Origin of the sequence: Candidatus Planktophila lacus (assembly GCF_002288325.1) — a bacterium.
Lineage (GTDB): Bacteria > Actinomycetota > Actinomycetes > Nanopelagicales > Nanopelagicaceae > Planktophila > Planktophila lacus.
Genome location: NZ_CP016780.1, coordinates 1,022,572 through 1,036,719, shown reverse-complemented (window position 1 = coordinate 1,036,719; position 14,148 = coordinate 1,022,572). Strand labels below are relative to the sequence as shown.

Sequence of the window (14,148 nt, the reverse complement as noted above, 5' to 3'; positions counted from 1 at the left end):
TCTAAAGCACCTTCTATTTGATTTCCCCGCATGGATTTTCCGCTGCGGTACGCGTCTTAAATTTATCGACAATAACTGGCTTGGCAGATGCTGATGCCGATGAAGATGAACTTGCTGATGGTGATGGAGTCACTTCATCTACTAGCGCTGCATCATCACGAATTCTTGTCCATAAATCAGCGCTTAACACTGGATCCCAAATTACTACCGAACCCGCGGTTGGATGTCTGCCATTTGCAGTCGTAAGTGGAACTGTCAAGGTACGAACATTTCCGGAAGAGAGTCCGCGCATCTGTTTAGCAAGATCCAATAAATCGTTCTTGCTTAAGTTCTCATCCATTTTCACGGTAGAGATCGCGGCATTTAAAAAGTTAACCAATTTAATTGGATTGAGAAGTACTCCAGTGCTTGTTGCCTTCTTGATTACAGAACTCATAAATTGTTGTTGACGTTGCATACGTCCGATATCGCCGCGCCCATCAAAGTCACGGGTGCGTACATATTTAAGGGCTTCAATTCCATCAAGGGTATGTGTGCCAGCGCTGAGGACTAGGTGGCTCTTTGGATCATCGATATCTACCTTGGTACAGACTTCAATACCGCCAAGAGCGTTAACAATTCCAGCAAAACCGGCGAAGCTCACTTCAATGTAGTGATCCATCTTTAAATTAGTCGCACGTTCAATGGTTTCGATAAGTAGTGGTGCGCCACCGAATGCGAAGGCCGCATTTAACTTATTCTCACGATCAGGAATCTGCGATTTTCCATCTGTGCTCAAATGTGCCGGAATTGTTACGAGCGAATCACGCGGAAGTGATACCAGAAAAGCTTTATCGCGGTTCTTGCTGATGTGAACCAACAACATCGTGTCAGATCTTCCGCCAGCTGCAGTCTTGGTACTTCCAACGCGCAGGGCTTTCATCTCTTCTTTAGTTAGACCTTCACGCGTATCTGATCCAACCAATAAATAGTTAAGAGCTTTAGATGTTTTCTCAGGGCGATTATCTAGCCCAGCGAAGACGCTAATGCGATCGATCCTGCCGCTTACTTGGCCTAATCCGATCCAAGATAGCGATGCGAGAAGAACTACACCCACAGAAAGTGATGTAATAACCTTTACTGCTCGCGTCGATTTCACATACGAACTCTACTTGGGCGATAGCGTAGAGGGGTTATGTCGACATCTATGGGCGAGTTATCTGTCTCACCAGCAGTTAGCGTGATTCTTCCCGTTCTAAATGAAGAGGCGCACTTAGCAGAATCCATTTCGGCAATCCTTTCCCAGGATTATCGCGGGGCTTTTGAAGTAATTCTCGCTCTCGGCCCATCTCAAGATCGCACAGATGAAATTGCAAAGTCGCTATCAGCCAGAGATCCGCGAGTTAAATTGGTAGCCAATCCAAATGGAAAAACAGCGACTGGGCTTAATTTGGCAGTAGCTGCTTCTACACATCCAATAATTGTTCGCGTTGATGGCCATGCAAAAATTCCACATGACTATCTGACTCTGGCAGTTGAAATTCTTAAGCAAACTGGCGCCGTAAACGTTGGCGGAGTTATGGCTGCAGAAGGAGTAAGTAGCTTTGAAAAGGCGGTTGCTCGTGCGATGCGTAGCCCTTTAGGAGTTGGAGCATCTCGTTTTCATACTGGTGGAGAAGCCGGAGAAGTAGACACCGTTTATCTCGGAGCATTTAAGCGTGAAGCAATTAACCAAGCAGGAGGCTTTGATGAGCGATATACCCGCGCACAGGATTGGGAGTTAAATTATCGATTGCGCAAAAACGGTGGTTTGATTTACTTCGATCCTAGACTTCAAGTTACATATCGCCCGCGCCCGAATTTAAGAAAGTTAGCAAAGCAGTATTTTCAGTATGGAACTTGGCGAAGAGTAGTTTCACGTAGCCATAGCGGAACAATTAATTTACGTTACTTAGCCCCACCGGTGACACTAATCGGTTGTGTAACTTCAGTAATCGGTGGAGCTTTGATTCATCCGATTCTCTATATTCCAGTCTTTGTTTATGGAGTTTTCGTAGGGCTATCTGCTGCGCTGATTTCGCGGTCAATGCGTGAATTTTTTTCACTTCTAGCGATTATTCCAACAATGCATTTCGCTTGGGGCGCGGGGTTCATCACCTCAACTAAAACGCTGCGGTAGCCTTTACCCATATGAGCGCTCCTGTAACCGTTTACGAACCCTTTCGCGCTGGCATGCCACCGCTGGGTTCATACCTGCGCTCCCTTTGGGCCCGCCGCTCATTTATCACAGAGTTTTCAAGGTCCGAACTACGTGAACAAAACTATGGCTCGGTCTTCGGCCAGCTCTGGTTGGTCTTAAATCCACTACTTCTTTCTGGCGTTTACTTTCTATTGATCTACATTATCGGTGGCCAAAGCGATGCCACTCGATACGGCCATCTAACTGCCAGCCTCTTTCTCTTTTATTTGATCAGCAATAGCTTAAGTGGCGGCGTTAAGTCGATCACCGCTGGTCAACGTTTGATTTTAAATACCGCCTTCCCACGCGTGATGCTTCCAATTTCTGCATCGGTGATTGCGCTATTTAAATTTATTCCAACCTTATTTATCTTCTTCATTATGCGAACAGCGCTGGGCCTTGAGTACTCGTGGAATATGTTCTGGGCTATTCCGATATTGCTGATCGCCTTATTGATGGGTCTTGGAATGGCGATTCTGATCTCTTGTATAAATGTCTATTTCCGAGATATCGCAAGTTTCCTGCCTTACATGACTCGCAGCCTTCTTTACTTATCTCCGATTCTTTATCAGGCAAGTGACTTAACGGAAGAGTTAAAGCGTTTTGAGATTGTAAATCCAATTTTCTATCTCCTCGATGCTTGGTCGCAAGTAATGGTCTATGCCCAAGCCCCAGATTTATTCTCGTTAGCGCATGCACTCATCTGGGCTCTGTCGATCTTCTTTGTAGGAACATATTTCTTCTTATCTAGGGAGCGTGATTTCGCTGTCCGCCTCTAATTCACAGAATTCAATTCACCCGAAAAATGGTCTTGCAGTTTCGGTGCAGAACGTTGGGCTTACCTATAAGACTTCGATCGTTAAGCGACCAACGCTAAAGGCTCGCCTTAAAACTATTGGACGCTCCAGCAAGCACACTCGTGTTGTAAACGCTTTAGATCACGTAAATCTTGATGTGCACTACGGCACGGTGCTCGGAGTCATTGGATCAAACGGCGCTGGCAAATCTTCACTGATGCGAGTTATCTCCGGAATCGTTCCCCCAACTCAAGGACGCATTGAAGTTCACGGTTCCGTTAGTACGCTCTTGGCTCTCGGTGTTGGGTTTAACCCGTCTATGACCGGGCGCGCAAATGTTTACTTAGGTGGACTTGCTGCGGGAATGTCGCGTACTGAAATTGATAGCCAGTTTGATGCGATCGCTGAGTTTTCAGAGCTTGGAGATGCAATAGATGCTCCTATGCGCACTTATTCATCTGGAATGTATGCGCGTCTGGCATTTTCAGTAGCGGCAACGGTGCAGCCAGATATTTTGATAGTTGATGAAGCCCTCAGTACTGGTGATGCCCACTTTAAAGAGAAGAGCCTGAACCGCATTAAAGAGCTGCGCACCGCAGACCGTGCACTTATTTTGGTGAGCCACGCAATGGCGACGATCGAAGATGTTTGTAATGAAGTTGCTTGGTTACATAAAGGTAAGTTGATGGCGCGCGGAAATCCAGCGGAGATTATCAAGCAGTATCGCGAATTTATGCAGGTCGGAAAGAGCGCAGCAGCAAATGAGGATGTCTAAAAAGCCTCTGATTGCACTTGCAATCTCAATTGCCGTCTCACCGATCACTTTCCTACCAAACGCTGCCAACGCTGAGACAGTTCCAGCAACTTTTGCATTTCAAGGAAGTGGCTACGGCCATGGCGTCGGAATGAGCCAGATCGGTGCCAGAGCGAAAGCTTTAGCCGGTGAATCTGCGACCGCTATTTTGCAGTATTACTACACCGGAACAATTGTTGAAACGGTTACTGATACGCAGATCCTTCGAATTAACCTTGGAAATTTACTCACATCTGCGAAGCTAAGAAGTGACTCTAAGGGTGCAGAACTTCAACTATTTGCAGGTGATTTAGGTGAAACACAAACGGCAACACCTTTACTTACCTTTCCAAGCAAGACCTCACTCAATTTGAATTTAACTGATGGGCTACTTGCAATTAGTACAACGCGGGGAACTACTAGCAAGGCAATTACGACCGGAAGTGCTTTCACTCTACGTTGGTCCGGAACTCGCTATCAAGCTGGTTCACCAACTGTTATTTCGCTGACAACTAATGGCGCAACGAAGAAATATCGCCATGGACAGATATCCCTCAAAGTAATTAGAGATAAAACCTTGGGAAAGCGATTGGCGATTATCAACTCTGTGCGCCTACAAGATGAGTATCTATGGGGGATTGGTGAGGTGCCCTCATCTTGGCCAACTCAAGCGCTCGAAGCGCAAGCGATCGCATCTAGAACATATGCCTATGCAAAATCTACAAAGATCCGCTCCGCCTGTGATTGCCATTTATACGCAACGATCAGCGATCAAACCTTTGCTGGTTATTCAAAAGAGAGCGAACCTAGATTTGGGGAAATTTGGAAGGCGGCAGTTAACCGAACTGCAGGCTCGATAATTACCTACGAAGGTCGTCCAATTACCGCTTACTTCTCTTCATCATCGGGCGGTACAACAGAAACATCTGAGCACGCCTGGGGTACTGCAACCCCTTACACAGTTAGCGTTCCTGATAGCGCAAGCGTTGATGTTGCACTAAATCCTCGCTTTGCTTCATGGACCAGAGAAATATCTCAAGCAGTTATTGCTCAAGCTTTTGCGTTGCCGGATGTTATTTCGTTAACAGTTCTATCAAATAACCCTGCAGGATCGGTTGCGCTAATTCAAGCGATTAGTTCAGATGGATCATTTGCCGTACTTCGCGGTGAAACTTTTAGAAGCCGTAGCAAACTGCCTTCAGCTTGGTTTTCGCTAAATTAGTTAGCGTGCAGGATGGAATTCAACCCACCCCAAGTTCCAGTACGCATTACTACTTCTAAACCACCGGTTAGAGAATTACGACGGAAGAGCAAGTTACTGGCACCAGAAAGAGATGCAGCTTTTACAATTTCACCATCTGGAAGTTTTACCTTTGAGGCCGCGGTTATATAAGTTCCTGCCTCAATTACACAGTTATCTCCGAGTGAAATTCCAAGTCCAGAGTTGGCGCCTAGCAGACACTTTTCGCCAACCGAAATAACTTCTTTACCGCCGCCACTTAAGGTGCCCATGATTGAAGCGCCGCCACCTACATCGCTACCGTCGCCCACGACGACGCCCGCTGAAATTCGACCTTCCACCATAGAAGTTCCTAAAGTGCCGGCGTTAAAGTTAACAAAGCCTTCATGCATAACTGTTGTACCTGGTGCTAGATGTGCACCAAGTCGCACGCGATCAGCATCGGCAATTCGAACACCAGATGGAATTACGTAATCAACCATGCGCGGGAATTTATCGACGCCGAATACTGTGACGTGGCCATATTTGTTGCGCAGCGCTCCTCGAATCAATTCAAAACCTTCGACGGCACATGGGCCAGCAGATGTCCAAACAACGTTGGTGAGCAACCCGAAGATGCCATCCATAACCGCGCCATGTGGCTTGATTAAGCGATGTGAAAGTAAGTGAAGGCGCAAGTAGGCATCAGCAGCACTTGTCGGCGCCACATTGAGATCTATCTCAATAGAGATAACTTCACGTCTTACTTTTCTAACTTCATCAACTCCGGCAAGTTCATTTAGCGCAGCAGGCGCTTTTGAAGTATTCGTACCGAGAACTGGTTCTGGGAACCAGACATCCAAAAGTGTTTCTCCAGAATAAGTTGCAATTCCGTGGCCAGATGCCAGATGTGGCGAATTTTGCGAAGCAGACATGCGATAAGCCTAACCCCTATCCTTTCCCACATGCGCATCGCCGTTTACTGTTCTTCATCCCTTGCCATCGATCCCAAATACATCGACCTGGCTCATTCGTTGGGTGCAGGAATTGCCGCTCGCTCTTGGGAATTGGTCTCAGGCGGTGGACATATTTCGGCGATGGGAGCGGTATCCCGCGGTGCACGCGAAGCCGGTGGCAAAACAATCGGAGTTATCCCGCAGCGCTTAGTAGATATTGAATTTGCCGATAAAGAGTGCGATGAACTGCATATCGTGGATTCGATGCGCAATCGGAAGGCGATGATTGAAGATCTTTCCGATGCATTTATTGCACTACCTGGTGGCATCGGAACACTGGAAGAGCTCTTTGAAATTTGGGTTGGGCGATTCTTAAAGTTTCACAATAAGCCAGTCATCATTTTAGATCCTTACGATTTATATGCCCCGCTTGCTACCTTGATTGATCATCTAGAAGAGCATGGTTTTGTGAAGCCAGGGCAGCGAGAGCTTCTACATTGGGCAAAGAGCGTTGACCAAGCTCTCGATATCGCAAATATTAACTCGAGTAGTAAGTAGCGCAAGCAAATGTCAAACACACTTAGAATCACAATTGACCTACCGTGCCCTCAAGAACGCGCTTGGGCGGCGATTGCAGATTGGGAATCACAAGGCAACTGGATGCTGCAAACTAAAGTTTGGGTTACTTCACAAATTCGCGAAGGCGCCGGAACTTCGATATCAGCATTTACGGGTCCGTTTTATAAGTTCTATCCGAAGTTTTCATCGCTCGGTCTTTTAGACACCATGGTTGTAACAAAGTGGCAACCACCTGAAATTTGCGATGTAGTGCACACGGGAAAAGTTCTTAAAGGAACCGGTTCTTTTGTACTTTCACCGATTAACTCCACATCAACAAAATTCAATTGGTCAGAGACAATTGAGTGTTCTCGCTTAAAGTTTCTAGCGATCGCACCGTTTCTCTGGGTTGGGGTGCGAATCTCATTGGCTCGCCTCTCCACATCACTGCGCCCACGCGAGTAACCTTGGGGCTATGACTGCGCCCCTTACCTTGGCTGAGGCCTTGGCGCAGTTGCCCGAGGAGGAGCGGATAATCCTCTCGCTCCATTACCTTCGCCAGATGGCGGTCGGAGATATCGCCACCCTTTTAGGCGTTCCTGAAAAATCAGTCTCAACGGTGATGGCTTCGGGAAAATCTCGCATTACCGCCCTGCTTGGAATGGGCTAATTCAACCTCCGATTTCATACTCAGCCAGTTCTGCGAGATACTTCTCCTCTTAAGTAACCAACGGCGCAATCTGGCCGACATTTATGTATCAAAGGAGTTCTCCCCATGGCAGCCATGAAACCCCGTACTGGTGATGGACCCATGGAAGTGACCAAGGAAGCGCGCTCGCTAGTTATGCGTATTCCGCTAGAAGGTGGCGGTCGCCTTGTCGTCGAACTCAACCCCCAAGAAGCAAATAATCTCAGCGCCGCCCTTGAAGCAGCTGTAGCACTTATCAAGAAGTAAGTAACTTTTGTGCTTCAGCCCATTGCTGTAGACCTTAAATCTTTATCTGATGCGCTCGCTGATGCGCAATCTATTGCAATTGGGTTTACGCAAGCAATTAAAAATCTAGAGAAAAATCCAGAGAAAAAACTAGAGAAAAATCCAGATAAAGAAGAGAAACCGGAATACAACTTCCCGTCTCACCTTAAGTTAATTGAAAAATTAGAAGAAACTTTTGAGATAGACCTGCGCGATGAATTGGCCTTCTTCGCAGCAACTGGAAAAGCTGGCGAGATTTTTGAAATTCCTGTTTCATCAAATCAATTTGTTGCCGATCGAATTCTCTTAATCGGACTTGGAGATGAGTCAAATTCTGCGATACGACAAGCAGGTGCGGCGCTTGGAAGAAAAGGTCGAGGCAAAGCGGTAACAATCGCATCGCTCTGCGTTTCAGACGAACAACAGTTAAAAGCCTTTGCCATCTCAGTCCAACTCGGTGCTTATATTTGGACACAGAAAACTGGACCAACCCAAGAAATCCCACTCTTTCTATTTCATACAGATTCCCCAGTGGTAATTAATGATGCATCAACGATCGCAAGCGCTATTTCTCGCACAAGAGATCTGATTCATACCCCATCAAATATCAAGACCCCGCTCTGGCTGGCAGATGAAGCGGTGAAGATCGCCGCCGATAGCGGTTTAGAAGTAAAGGTTTTAGCAGGTAAAGAATTGGCAGAGTTTGGTGGCTTGCGTGCAGTTGGTAATTCATCACCAAAGCCCGGACCACGTTTCGTTCAAATCTCATATCACCCAAAGGGTAAGAAAAAATCTGCAGGGATACTTCCGCACGTTGTAATTGTTGGTAAAGGAATCACCTTCGATACTGGCGGTGTATCTCTAAAGCGCCCTTACGAATTTATGACAGCGATGAAATCAGATATGGCTGGCTCTGCTGCGGCGTTAGGCGCTATCTCAGCTCTTCCATATTTCCAGCCACAAGTGCAAGTAACAGTCTTGATGATGCTCGCCGAAAATGCGCTATCTGGAACTTCCCAACGCCCAAGTGATGTCATTACCCACTACGGTGGCAAGACCGTTGAAGTATTAGATACAGATGCAGAAGGTCGCCTAGTACTTGCCGATGGCCTGGCCTTTGCAGATATAAATTTAAACCCTGATTACCTAATCGATATTGCAACTCTTACTGGCGCGGCAACACTTGGCTTAGGTAGACAACACGCTGCGATGTATACGCGAGATGAGAAAGTAGCGAAGAGTTTTTCAGAAGCAGGGGAGCGATCCGGAGACCGCGTCTGGCATATGCCGTTGGTGGATGACTATAAGCAAGCGCTGGAAAGTCCAATCGCAGATCTAAGCCACATCACATCGAAGAAACATTTCAGTGCAGGTTCAGTCACCGCAGCCCTATTCCTAGAGCACTTTGCCGGAGATCGCACCTGGATTCACTTTGATATTGCAGGGGTTGCGCGCAGTGAAAGCGACTCTGGAGAAAATCCTAAAGGCGGCACAGGTTTCGGCGTGCGATTGCTCATCGAATGGCTAACATCTCTCTCATGATCATCGATCCACATTCTTATGCTGAAAGCTTTATCTCCGAAGATGAAGTTAAGAAGAGCGCCCGTTCTCGCGGTGAAGAAATTGGCGTTATCGATGCAACATCTGGAGCAGGTGCATACTTAAAACATTTGGCACATAATCTTTCTGCGCAATCAGTAGTCGAAATCGGTACTGGCTCAGGAGTTGGTGCGCTCTGGGTCTTAGAAGGAATGCTAGCTAGCGGAACGCTGACATCAATTGATGACGAAATGGAACATAGCAATATTGCAAAGACAGCGTTTCAGGATGCTGACATTGCACCAGCGCGCTTTAGATTGATTACTAATCCGGTCATGGATGTAATGAATAAACTGGCAGATCGCGCTTATGACTTAGTTATTTTTCGCCACAACCCAGAAGATTTGCCTTATGCAATAACCGAAGCACATCGCATATTGCGCAGTGGTGGTGTATTTGTGATCGATAATTTCTTCGGTGGCTCAAAGGTTTCAGATCCTGCGCAGCGCGATCCAAAAACCGTAGCGCTGCGCGAATCTGGGAAATCCTTGAAAAACGAGTCAGAGAATTGGGTGGTTTCACTCATTCCAACTGGCGATGGTTTGTTACTAGCAACTAAGTTATAGGAAGATGGCGTAATGACTTCTCCGCAAATTGGTGGACCAAACACAGGACCTTGGTGGGTGCCGGCTTCTCGAAACGGTAAAGCTAATTTCATTACCCGTGCCAATGCCATCTTGCTCGCCTTTGTTGCAGGTCTTGTCGGTGCAATTTTTGGCGCATCATCATCAGGTTCCCTATTTGGTCAATCAATAAACCTTTCACGCGTCACAAATTCTGTGGAACGCGCACCTGGATCAGTAGCCGACCTGGCGCAGCGCGTAATTCCTTCAGTTGTTTCAATTGAAGCCAGTTCAAAAGATGGTGGCTCAACGGGAACAGGATTTGTCATCGAAAGCAATGGATACATCCTCACCAACAACCACGTGATTGCTGAAGCGGCAACCAATAACGGTGATATTGATGTGACTCTTAATAATGGCCAGAAATACGTTGCCAAAATTATCGGAAGAGATGCCTCCTACGATTTAGCGGTAATAAAGATTGCAACAACTGGTTTAACTGCCCTTCAATTAGGGGATAGCGACAAAGTCGCAGTTGGAGATTCAGTGATCGCAATCGGCTCACCGCTTGGACTTTCTGGAACAGTCACACTCGGAATTATCAGTGCAAAAGATCGCGCGGTAACTGCTGGTGAAACCGGAAGTGATAATTCATTTATTAACGCACTTCAAACAGATGCGGCAATTAATCCTGGAAACTCAGGTGGCCCACTAATTGACTCAACTGGTGCGGTAATTGGAGTTAACTCCGCAATTGCAACTCTTGGTTCATCATTTGGTTCGCAATCTGGATCTATCGGCCTTGGTTTTGCAATCCCGATCAATCAAGCGCGCAAGACTGCAGATCAGTTGATTAAGAACGGCAAGGCAACCTACCCAGTACTCGGCGTATCAATAGATATGAAATTTGAAGGTGATGGCGCACGAATTGCCGCTAACGATAAGGCGATCTTGCCAGGTGGCCCAGCAGCTAAGGCCGGTCTCAAAGCAGGAGATCTAATTACCAAATTTGATGGCCGAACAATCAACACCTCGGAAGAGTTGATTGTGGCTATTCGCTCCAAGAGCGTCGGCGATAAAGTACAACTTACTTACATCCGAAACGATGTAACTGCCACCACAACCGTGACTCTCACCGCGGGCAAATAGTCGGCGTGTGGATCTTTGATTAAAGAGTAGTATCAACAACTATGTTCTTCGATTTTGGCGCCGGTGAGATATTTGGTTTGGGCGTTCTTGCTGTGATTTTGGTAGGACCAGAACGTCTTCCACAGTTAGCAGTAGATGCGGCAAAGCTGATTAAGAAAGTTAGAGCCATGGCAAATAGCGCCACCAGCGAACTGCGCGAAAATCTTGGACCAGGCTTTGAAGATCTTTCACCTTCAGATTTACGTCCCAAGGCTTTCATCAAAAAACATATTTCAAACGCGCTAGATGAAGTAGATGCGGCTGAGAAAGCCCCAAAGTTCAACGCCAAGATTGACCCAGACCTGCTATGACTAACGCCGCTGAATTGCTAGAGCAAGTTAATGCTGCGCTAGCAACTGTCTCTGATCCTGAACTTCATCGCCCTCTTCCGGAACTTGGAATGGTTGAATCAGTAGAAATCACGCAAGGTGTGGCAAAACTTAAGATCCTCTTAACTATTTCGGGATGTCCAATGCAAGATAGGTTGCGCGGCGACATCACTGAAGCGGTATCTAAACTCGCTGGTATTTCAACTGTCGAAGTTCAATTCGGTGTCATGAATGAAGAACAGCGCAATAATGTAAAGAAGTTATTGCGCGGCGGCCGTGAGAAGTTCATCCCATTTGCACAGCCCGAATCACTTACTCGCGTCATCGGCGTTGCATCAGGAAAAGGTGGAGTAGGAAAATCCTCGCTCACCACTAACTTGGCGGTTGCTGCAGCGCGTAAAGGTTTACGTGTCGGAATCTTGGACGCAGATGTATATGGCCACTCAATTCCCAGGTTGATGGGTTTGATGGGGCAACGACCAACTGCTATCGACCAGATGTTTATTCCACTTGAGGCGTATGGCGTAAAAGTTGTCTCAATGGAAATGTTTAAGCCAGAGCGCGCTGATGCTGTGGCTTATCGCGGTCCGCTGCTTCACAGAGTCCTTGAGCAGTTGCTCTCTGATGCTTACTGGGGAGATTTAGATCTACTGTTGATTGATCTACCACCTGGAACTGGCGATTTAGCGATCTCGCTTGGTCAGTTGATTCCAACATCTGAAATTGTCGTTGTAACAACTCCACAAATCGCTGCTGCCGAGGTTGCAGAGCGCGCCGGTCGCATTGCTCACCAAATTCATCAGCGCGTGGTCGGTGTTATCGAAAACATGTCAGCATTTCCATGTCCACATTGCAGCGATGAAATTGCCTTATTTGGTGCAGGCGGCGGAGAAGAAACTGCGGCTCGTCTATCTAACTTAGTGGGCAGCGATGTTCCACTGCTTGGAAAAGTTCCATTTAGTACCGAGCTGCGCACTGGGGGAGATGAAGGAACACCGATCGTAATTGCCGCACCGGATTCTCCTAGTGCGCAAGCTATTTATGCGATCGCTGAAAAATTAGTTGTGCGAAGCAGTTCGCTACTTGGCGTCCGACTCGGGCTTAGCACGTAACTCTTTTACTAAATCTTCAAGTTCACTTCGCAAGAAATCACGAGTAGCAACTTCGCCAAGTGTTATACGCAGACTTGCTAGTTCGCGCGTTAAGTATTCGGTATCTGCAACTGAGCGCGCGTTCTGGGCCCGATCTTCATTTAGCGAAATTCGATCACGGTCTGCTTGACGATTTTGCGCGAGCAAAATAAGTGGTGCGGCATAAGATGCTTGCAGCGAGAGGATCAAGGTAAGAAAGATAAATGGATAGTCATCAAAGCGCAGATCTCGTGGCGCTAGTGCATTCCAGAAGACCCATGAAAGTACAAAGACAGTCATGTAGACCAAGAAGCGAGCCGTTCCCAGAAAACGTGCAAAGCGCTCAGATAGTCGGCCAAAAACTTCTGGATCGTAATTAGGACGTATGGAACGACGTGATTCGCGTGGAGTGTCGAGACCGTTATTGCGAGGGCTTGTTGAACGTGCCATTAGCGCGCCTCCTCTTCCATCTGATTATCTAATTCAAGATCTTCTTCACTCACTTCTGAACCTGCTACATCAGAGAGATTTAACTTTGGCCCAGTTCCGCGGGTTGAGTCGCGATGTTCTAGACGCCAGTTCTCAGGCAGCAAGTGATCCAGCACGTCATCGACAGTAACTGCGCCAAGTAGACGCTCATTTGCATCTACAACAGGCACAGATAACAAGTTGTAACTAGCCAAGTATGACGAAACCTCATGCAGAGATGCGTTGGGATTTAACCCTTGCGTATCTGTATCTACGATAGAACCGAGCAAAGTTGAAGGCGGCTCGCGTAATAAACGCTGGTAATGAACCATTCCGATATATCGCCCAGTTGGCGTTTCTAGCGGTTGGCGACAGACAAATACTTGCGATGCCAGAGCCGGAGATACTTCACGGGCTCTGACACTTGCTAACGCATCAGCAACTGAATAATCAGCGCTCATCACGATCGGCTCGGTAGTCATCATTCCGCCGGCTGAATAATCCTCGTAAGTCATAAGACGCAGAACATCTTCGGCATCTTCTGGTTCCATCAAATCAATTAGAACTTGCGCCTTTTCTTCACCAACCTCACGCAACAAATCTGCAGCATCATCTGGATCCATTTCACCAAGGACATCTGCAGCACGTTCACCTTCAAGTTCAGCTAAGAGAGCAACGCGTTCTGCCTCATCCATTTCTTGCAGCACATCAGCAAGTCGCTCGTCATCGAGTGCACGCGCAACTTCCACACGACGCTTTGGCGCTAGATCTTGAATAACGGCAGCAAGGTCGGCAGCGCGCAAATTACTTATCGTTGAAAGTAAGTTAGTGACGCCTTGGTTATGTTCAGGTAGGGCGAAACCAGTTACTTCTTCCCATTGAACAGTTGAGGTAGCGCCCTTGCGACGTAGGCCGCTGCCCTTCTTCATAATATGGACTCGGTTGATAAACCAGTCACCAGTGCGAGTTTGTTCCATGCCCATATCTTCAACAACAACCGATTCGCCACTTTCAATTAAATTAATTGAACGATCGAGTAGTTCGCCAAGAACCAGCAACTCACCAGCTCGTGATTCAAAGCGACGCATATTTACTAAGCCGGTGATGACAACTGCGCCAGATTCGATAGAAGTAACTCGGGTAATCGGAACAAAGACACGACGACGTAACGGAACCTCGACAACTAGGCCGAGAATTCGGGGAGGCTGATTGTTGCTGCGCAGAGTTGCAACTGCATCGCGAACTTTGCCAACTGGATCTCCATTTGGATCAAATACTGCGGTACCCGCTAGACGGGCGATAAAGACTCGATTTATTTGGCTAACGCTCATTTTCGGCCTCCCTTCATTGGATAAGG

17 protein-coding genes are annotated in these 14,148 nt (G+C 47.2%); 13 read left to right on the top strand and 4 right to left on the bottom strand.

All coding sequences use genetic code 11. The features are described from left to right. Positions 1 to 13: 13 nt before the first annotated feature. Complete coding sequence (locus A1sIIB106_RS05235) at positions 14 to 1,138, bottom strand: LCP family protein (protein WP_095671444.1); 1,125 nt, start codon at positions 1,136 to 1,138, stop codon at positions 14 to 16. 36 nt (positions 1,139 to 1,174) lie between these two features. Here A1sIIB106_RS05235 and A1sIIB106_RS05230 point away from each other — a divergent pair, with 36 nt between their 5' ends. From A1sIIB106_RS05230 to A1sIIB106_RS05215, 4 genes are read left to right on the top strand one after another with little or no spacing between them, the layout of a single operon-like run. Next, positions 1,175 to 2,158 carry a glycosyltransferase family 2 protein gene (locus tag A1sIIB106_RS05230; RefSeq protein WP_095671443.1) on the top strand — a complete coding sequence of 328 codons (984 nt, stop codon included), beginning with the start codon at positions 1,175 to 1,177 and terminating at the stop codon, positions 2,156 to 2,158. A gap of 11 nt (positions 2,159 to 2,169) precedes the next feature. Further along, the gene (locus tag A1sIIB106_RS05225) at positions 2,170 to 2,997 is read left to right on the top strand and encodes an ABC transporter permease (protein WP_095671442.1); all 828 of its coding nucleotides are present in this window, start codon (positions 2,170 to 2,172) and stop codon (positions 2,995 to 2,997) included. Beyond that, positions 2,975 to 3,790, top strand: a complete 816-nt coding sequence (locus A1sIIB106_RS05220) for an ABC transporter ATP-binding protein (protein WP_223299373.1) — start codon at positions 2,975 to 2,977, stop codon at positions 3,788 to 3,790. The genes A1sIIB106_RS05225 and A1sIIB106_RS05220 overlap by 23 nt, the downstream gene beginning before the upstream one ends. Continuing rightward, positions 3,783 to 5,030, top strand: coding sequence for a SpoIID/LytB domain-containing protein (locus tag A1sIIB106_RS05215; protein ID WP_095677611.1), 1,248 nt, complete (start codon positions 3,783 to 3,785; stop codon positions 5,028 to 5,030). The genes A1sIIB106_RS05220 and A1sIIB106_RS05215 overlap by 8 nt, the downstream gene beginning before the upstream one ends. Here A1sIIB106_RS05215 and dapD read toward each other — a convergent pair. Continuing rightward, positions 5,027 to 5,962 (bottom strand): 2,3,4,5-tetrahydropyridine-2,6-dicarboxylate N-succinyltransferase, encoded by a 936-nt coding sequence (gene dapD / locus A1sIIB106_RS05210; protein WP_095677610.1) that lies wholly within the window; start codon positions 5,960 to 5,962, stop codon positions 5,027 to 5,029. The genes A1sIIB106_RS05215 and dapD overlap by 4 nt on opposite strands. A 30-nt stretch (positions 5,963 to 5,992) precedes the next feature. Between dapD and A1sIIB106_RS05205 the strand changes: the two genes are divergently transcribed. The 9 genes from A1sIIB106_RS05205 (at position 5,993) to A1sIIB106_RS05165 (ending at position 12,305) form a co-directional block, all read left to right on the top strand. Next, complete coding sequence (locus tag A1sIIB106_RS05205) at positions 5,993 to 6,541, top strand: LOG family protein (protein ID WP_095677609.1); 549 nt, start codon at positions 5,993 to 5,995, stop codon at positions 6,539 to 6,541. A 9-nt stretch (positions 6,542 to 6,550) separates the two neighbouring features. Continuing rightward, positions 6,551 to 7,006, top strand: coding sequence for an SRPBCC family protein (locus A1sIIB106_RS05200; protein WP_095677608.1), 456 nt, complete (start codon positions 6,551 to 6,553; stop codon positions 7,004 to 7,006). 10 nt (positions 7,007 to 7,016) lie between these two features. Beyond that, the gene (locus A1sIIB106_RS05195; RefSeq protein WP_190276873.1) at positions 7,017 to 7,211 is read left to right on the top strand and encodes a sigma factor-like helix-turn-helix DNA-binding protein; all 195 of its coding nucleotides are present in this window, start codon (positions 7,017 to 7,019) and stop codon (positions 7,209 to 7,211) included. 105 nt (positions 7,212 to 7,316) lie between these two features. Continuing rightward, a complete protein-coding gene (locus tag A1sIIB106_RS05190; protein WP_020045748.1) occupies positions 7,317 to 7,496 on the top strand; it encodes a DUF3117 domain-containing protein in 180 nt (59 codons plus the stop codon). Between the two features lie 9 nt (positions 7,497 to 7,505). After that, positions 7,506 to 9,056: a leucyl aminopeptidase family protein gene (locus tag A1sIIB106_RS05185; RefSeq protein WP_223299479.1), complete on the top strand. Its 1,551-nt coding sequence runs from the start codon at positions 7,506 to 7,508 to the stop codon at positions 9,054 to 9,056. Continuing rightward, positions 9,053 to 9,679, top strand: a complete 627-nt coding sequence (locus A1sIIB106_RS05180) for an O-methyltransferase (protein ID WP_095671849.1) — start codon at positions 9,053 to 9,055, stop codon at positions 9,677 to 9,679. Before A1sIIB106_RS05185 ends, A1sIIB106_RS05180 begins: the two co-directional genes overlap by 4 nt. 12 nt (positions 9,680 to 9,691) lie before the next feature. After that, entirely contained in the window at positions 9,692 to 10,825 is a 1,134-nt protein-coding gene (locus tag A1sIIB106_RS05175) for a S1C family serine protease (RefSeq protein ID WP_095677607.1), read from the top strand. A gap of 41 nt (positions 10,826 to 10,866) precedes the next feature. After that, positions 10,867 to 11,175 (top strand): sec-independent translocase, encoded by a 309-nt coding sequence (locus A1sIIB106_RS05170; RefSeq protein ID WP_095677606.1) that lies wholly within the window; start codon positions 10,867 to 10,869, stop codon positions 11,173 to 11,175. Continuing rightward, entirely contained in the window at positions 11,172 to 12,305 is a 1,134-nt protein-coding gene (locus tag A1sIIB106_RS05165) for an Mrp/NBP35 family ATP-binding protein (RefSeq protein WP_095677605.1), read from the top strand. Before A1sIIB106_RS05170 ends, A1sIIB106_RS05165 begins: the two co-directional genes overlap by 4 nt. Here A1sIIB106_RS05165 and A1sIIB106_RS05160 read toward each other — a convergent pair. Both A1sIIB106_RS05160 and A1sIIB106_RS05155 read right to left on the bottom strand, forming a co-directional pair. Next, a complete protein-coding gene (locus A1sIIB106_RS05160) occupies positions 12,273 to 12,773 on the bottom strand; it encodes a DUF1003 domain-containing protein (RefSeq protein ID WP_095677604.1) in 501 nt (166 codons plus the stop codon). The two genes, A1sIIB106_RS05165 and A1sIIB106_RS05160, sit on opposite strands and share 33 nt — an antisense overlap. Next, positions 12,773 to 14,122 (bottom strand): magnesium transporter MgtE N-terminal domain-containing protein, encoded by a 1,350-nt coding sequence (locus A1sIIB106_RS05155; RefSeq protein WP_095671433.1) that lies wholly within the window; start codon positions 14,120 to 14,122, stop codon positions 12,773 to 12,775. The genes A1sIIB106_RS05160 and A1sIIB106_RS05155 overlap by 1 nt, the downstream gene beginning before the upstream one ends. Positions 14,123 to 14,148: the final 26 nt, after the last annotated feature.

Bases quoted from the DNA above. Each gene is read 5' to 3' on its own strand.
- A1sIIB106_RS05230 (WP_095671443.1), top strand. From the start codon at position 1,175: ATGTCGACATCTATGGGCGAGTTATCTGTCTCACCAGCAGTTAGCGTG.
- A1sIIB106_RS05225 (WP_095671442.1), top strand. From the start codon at position 2,170: ATGAGCGCTCCTGTAACCGTTTACGAACCCTTTCGCGCTGGCATGCCA.
- A1sIIB106_RS05215 (WP_095677611.1), top strand. From the start codon at position 3,783: ATGTCTAAAAAGCCTCTGATTGCACTTGCAATCTCAATTGCCGTCTCA.
- dapD (WP_095677610.1), bottom strand. From the start codon at position 5,962: ATGTCTGCTTCGCAAAATTCGCCACATCTGGCATCTGGCCACGGAATT.
- A1sIIB106_RS05205 (WP_095677609.1), top strand. From the start codon at position 5,993: ATGCGCATCGCCGTTTACTGTTCTTCATCCCTTGCCATCGATCCCAAA.
- A1sIIB106_RS05200 (WP_095677608.1), top strand. From the start codon at position 6,551: ATGTCAAACACACTTAGAATCACAATTGACCTACCGTGCCCTCAAGAA.
- A1sIIB106_RS05195 (WP_190276873.1), top strand. From the start codon at position 7,017: ATGACTGCGCCCCTTACCTTGGCTGAGGCCTTGGCGCAGTTGCCCGAG.
- A1sIIB106_RS05190 (WP_020045748.1), top strand. From the start codon at position 7,317: ATGGCAGCCATGAAACCCCGTACTGGTGATGGACCCATGGAAGTGACC.
- A1sIIB106_RS05180 (WP_095671849.1), top strand. From the start codon at position 9,053: ATGATCATCGATCCACATTCTTATGCTGAAAGCTTTATCTCCGAAGAT.
- A1sIIB106_RS05175 (WP_095677607.1), top strand. From the start codon at position 9,692: ATGACTTCTCCGCAAATTGGTGGACCAAACACAGGACCTTGGTGGGTG.
- A1sIIB106_RS05170 (WP_095677606.1), top strand. From the start codon at position 10,867: ATGTTCTTCGATTTTGGCGCCGGTGAGATATTTGGTTTGGGCGTTCTT.
- A1sIIB106_RS05165 (WP_095677605.1), top strand. From the start codon at position 11,172: ATGACTAACGCCGCTGAATTGCTAGAGCAAGTTAATGCTGCGCTAGCA.
- A1sIIB106_RS05160 (WP_095677604.1), bottom strand. From the start codon at position 12,773: ATGGCACGTTCAACAAGCCCTCGCAATAACGGTCTCGACACTCCACGC.
- A1sIIB106_RS05155 (WP_095671433.1), bottom strand. From the start codon at position 14,122: ATGAGCGTTAGCCAAATAAATCGAGTCTTTATCGCCCGTCTAGCGGGT.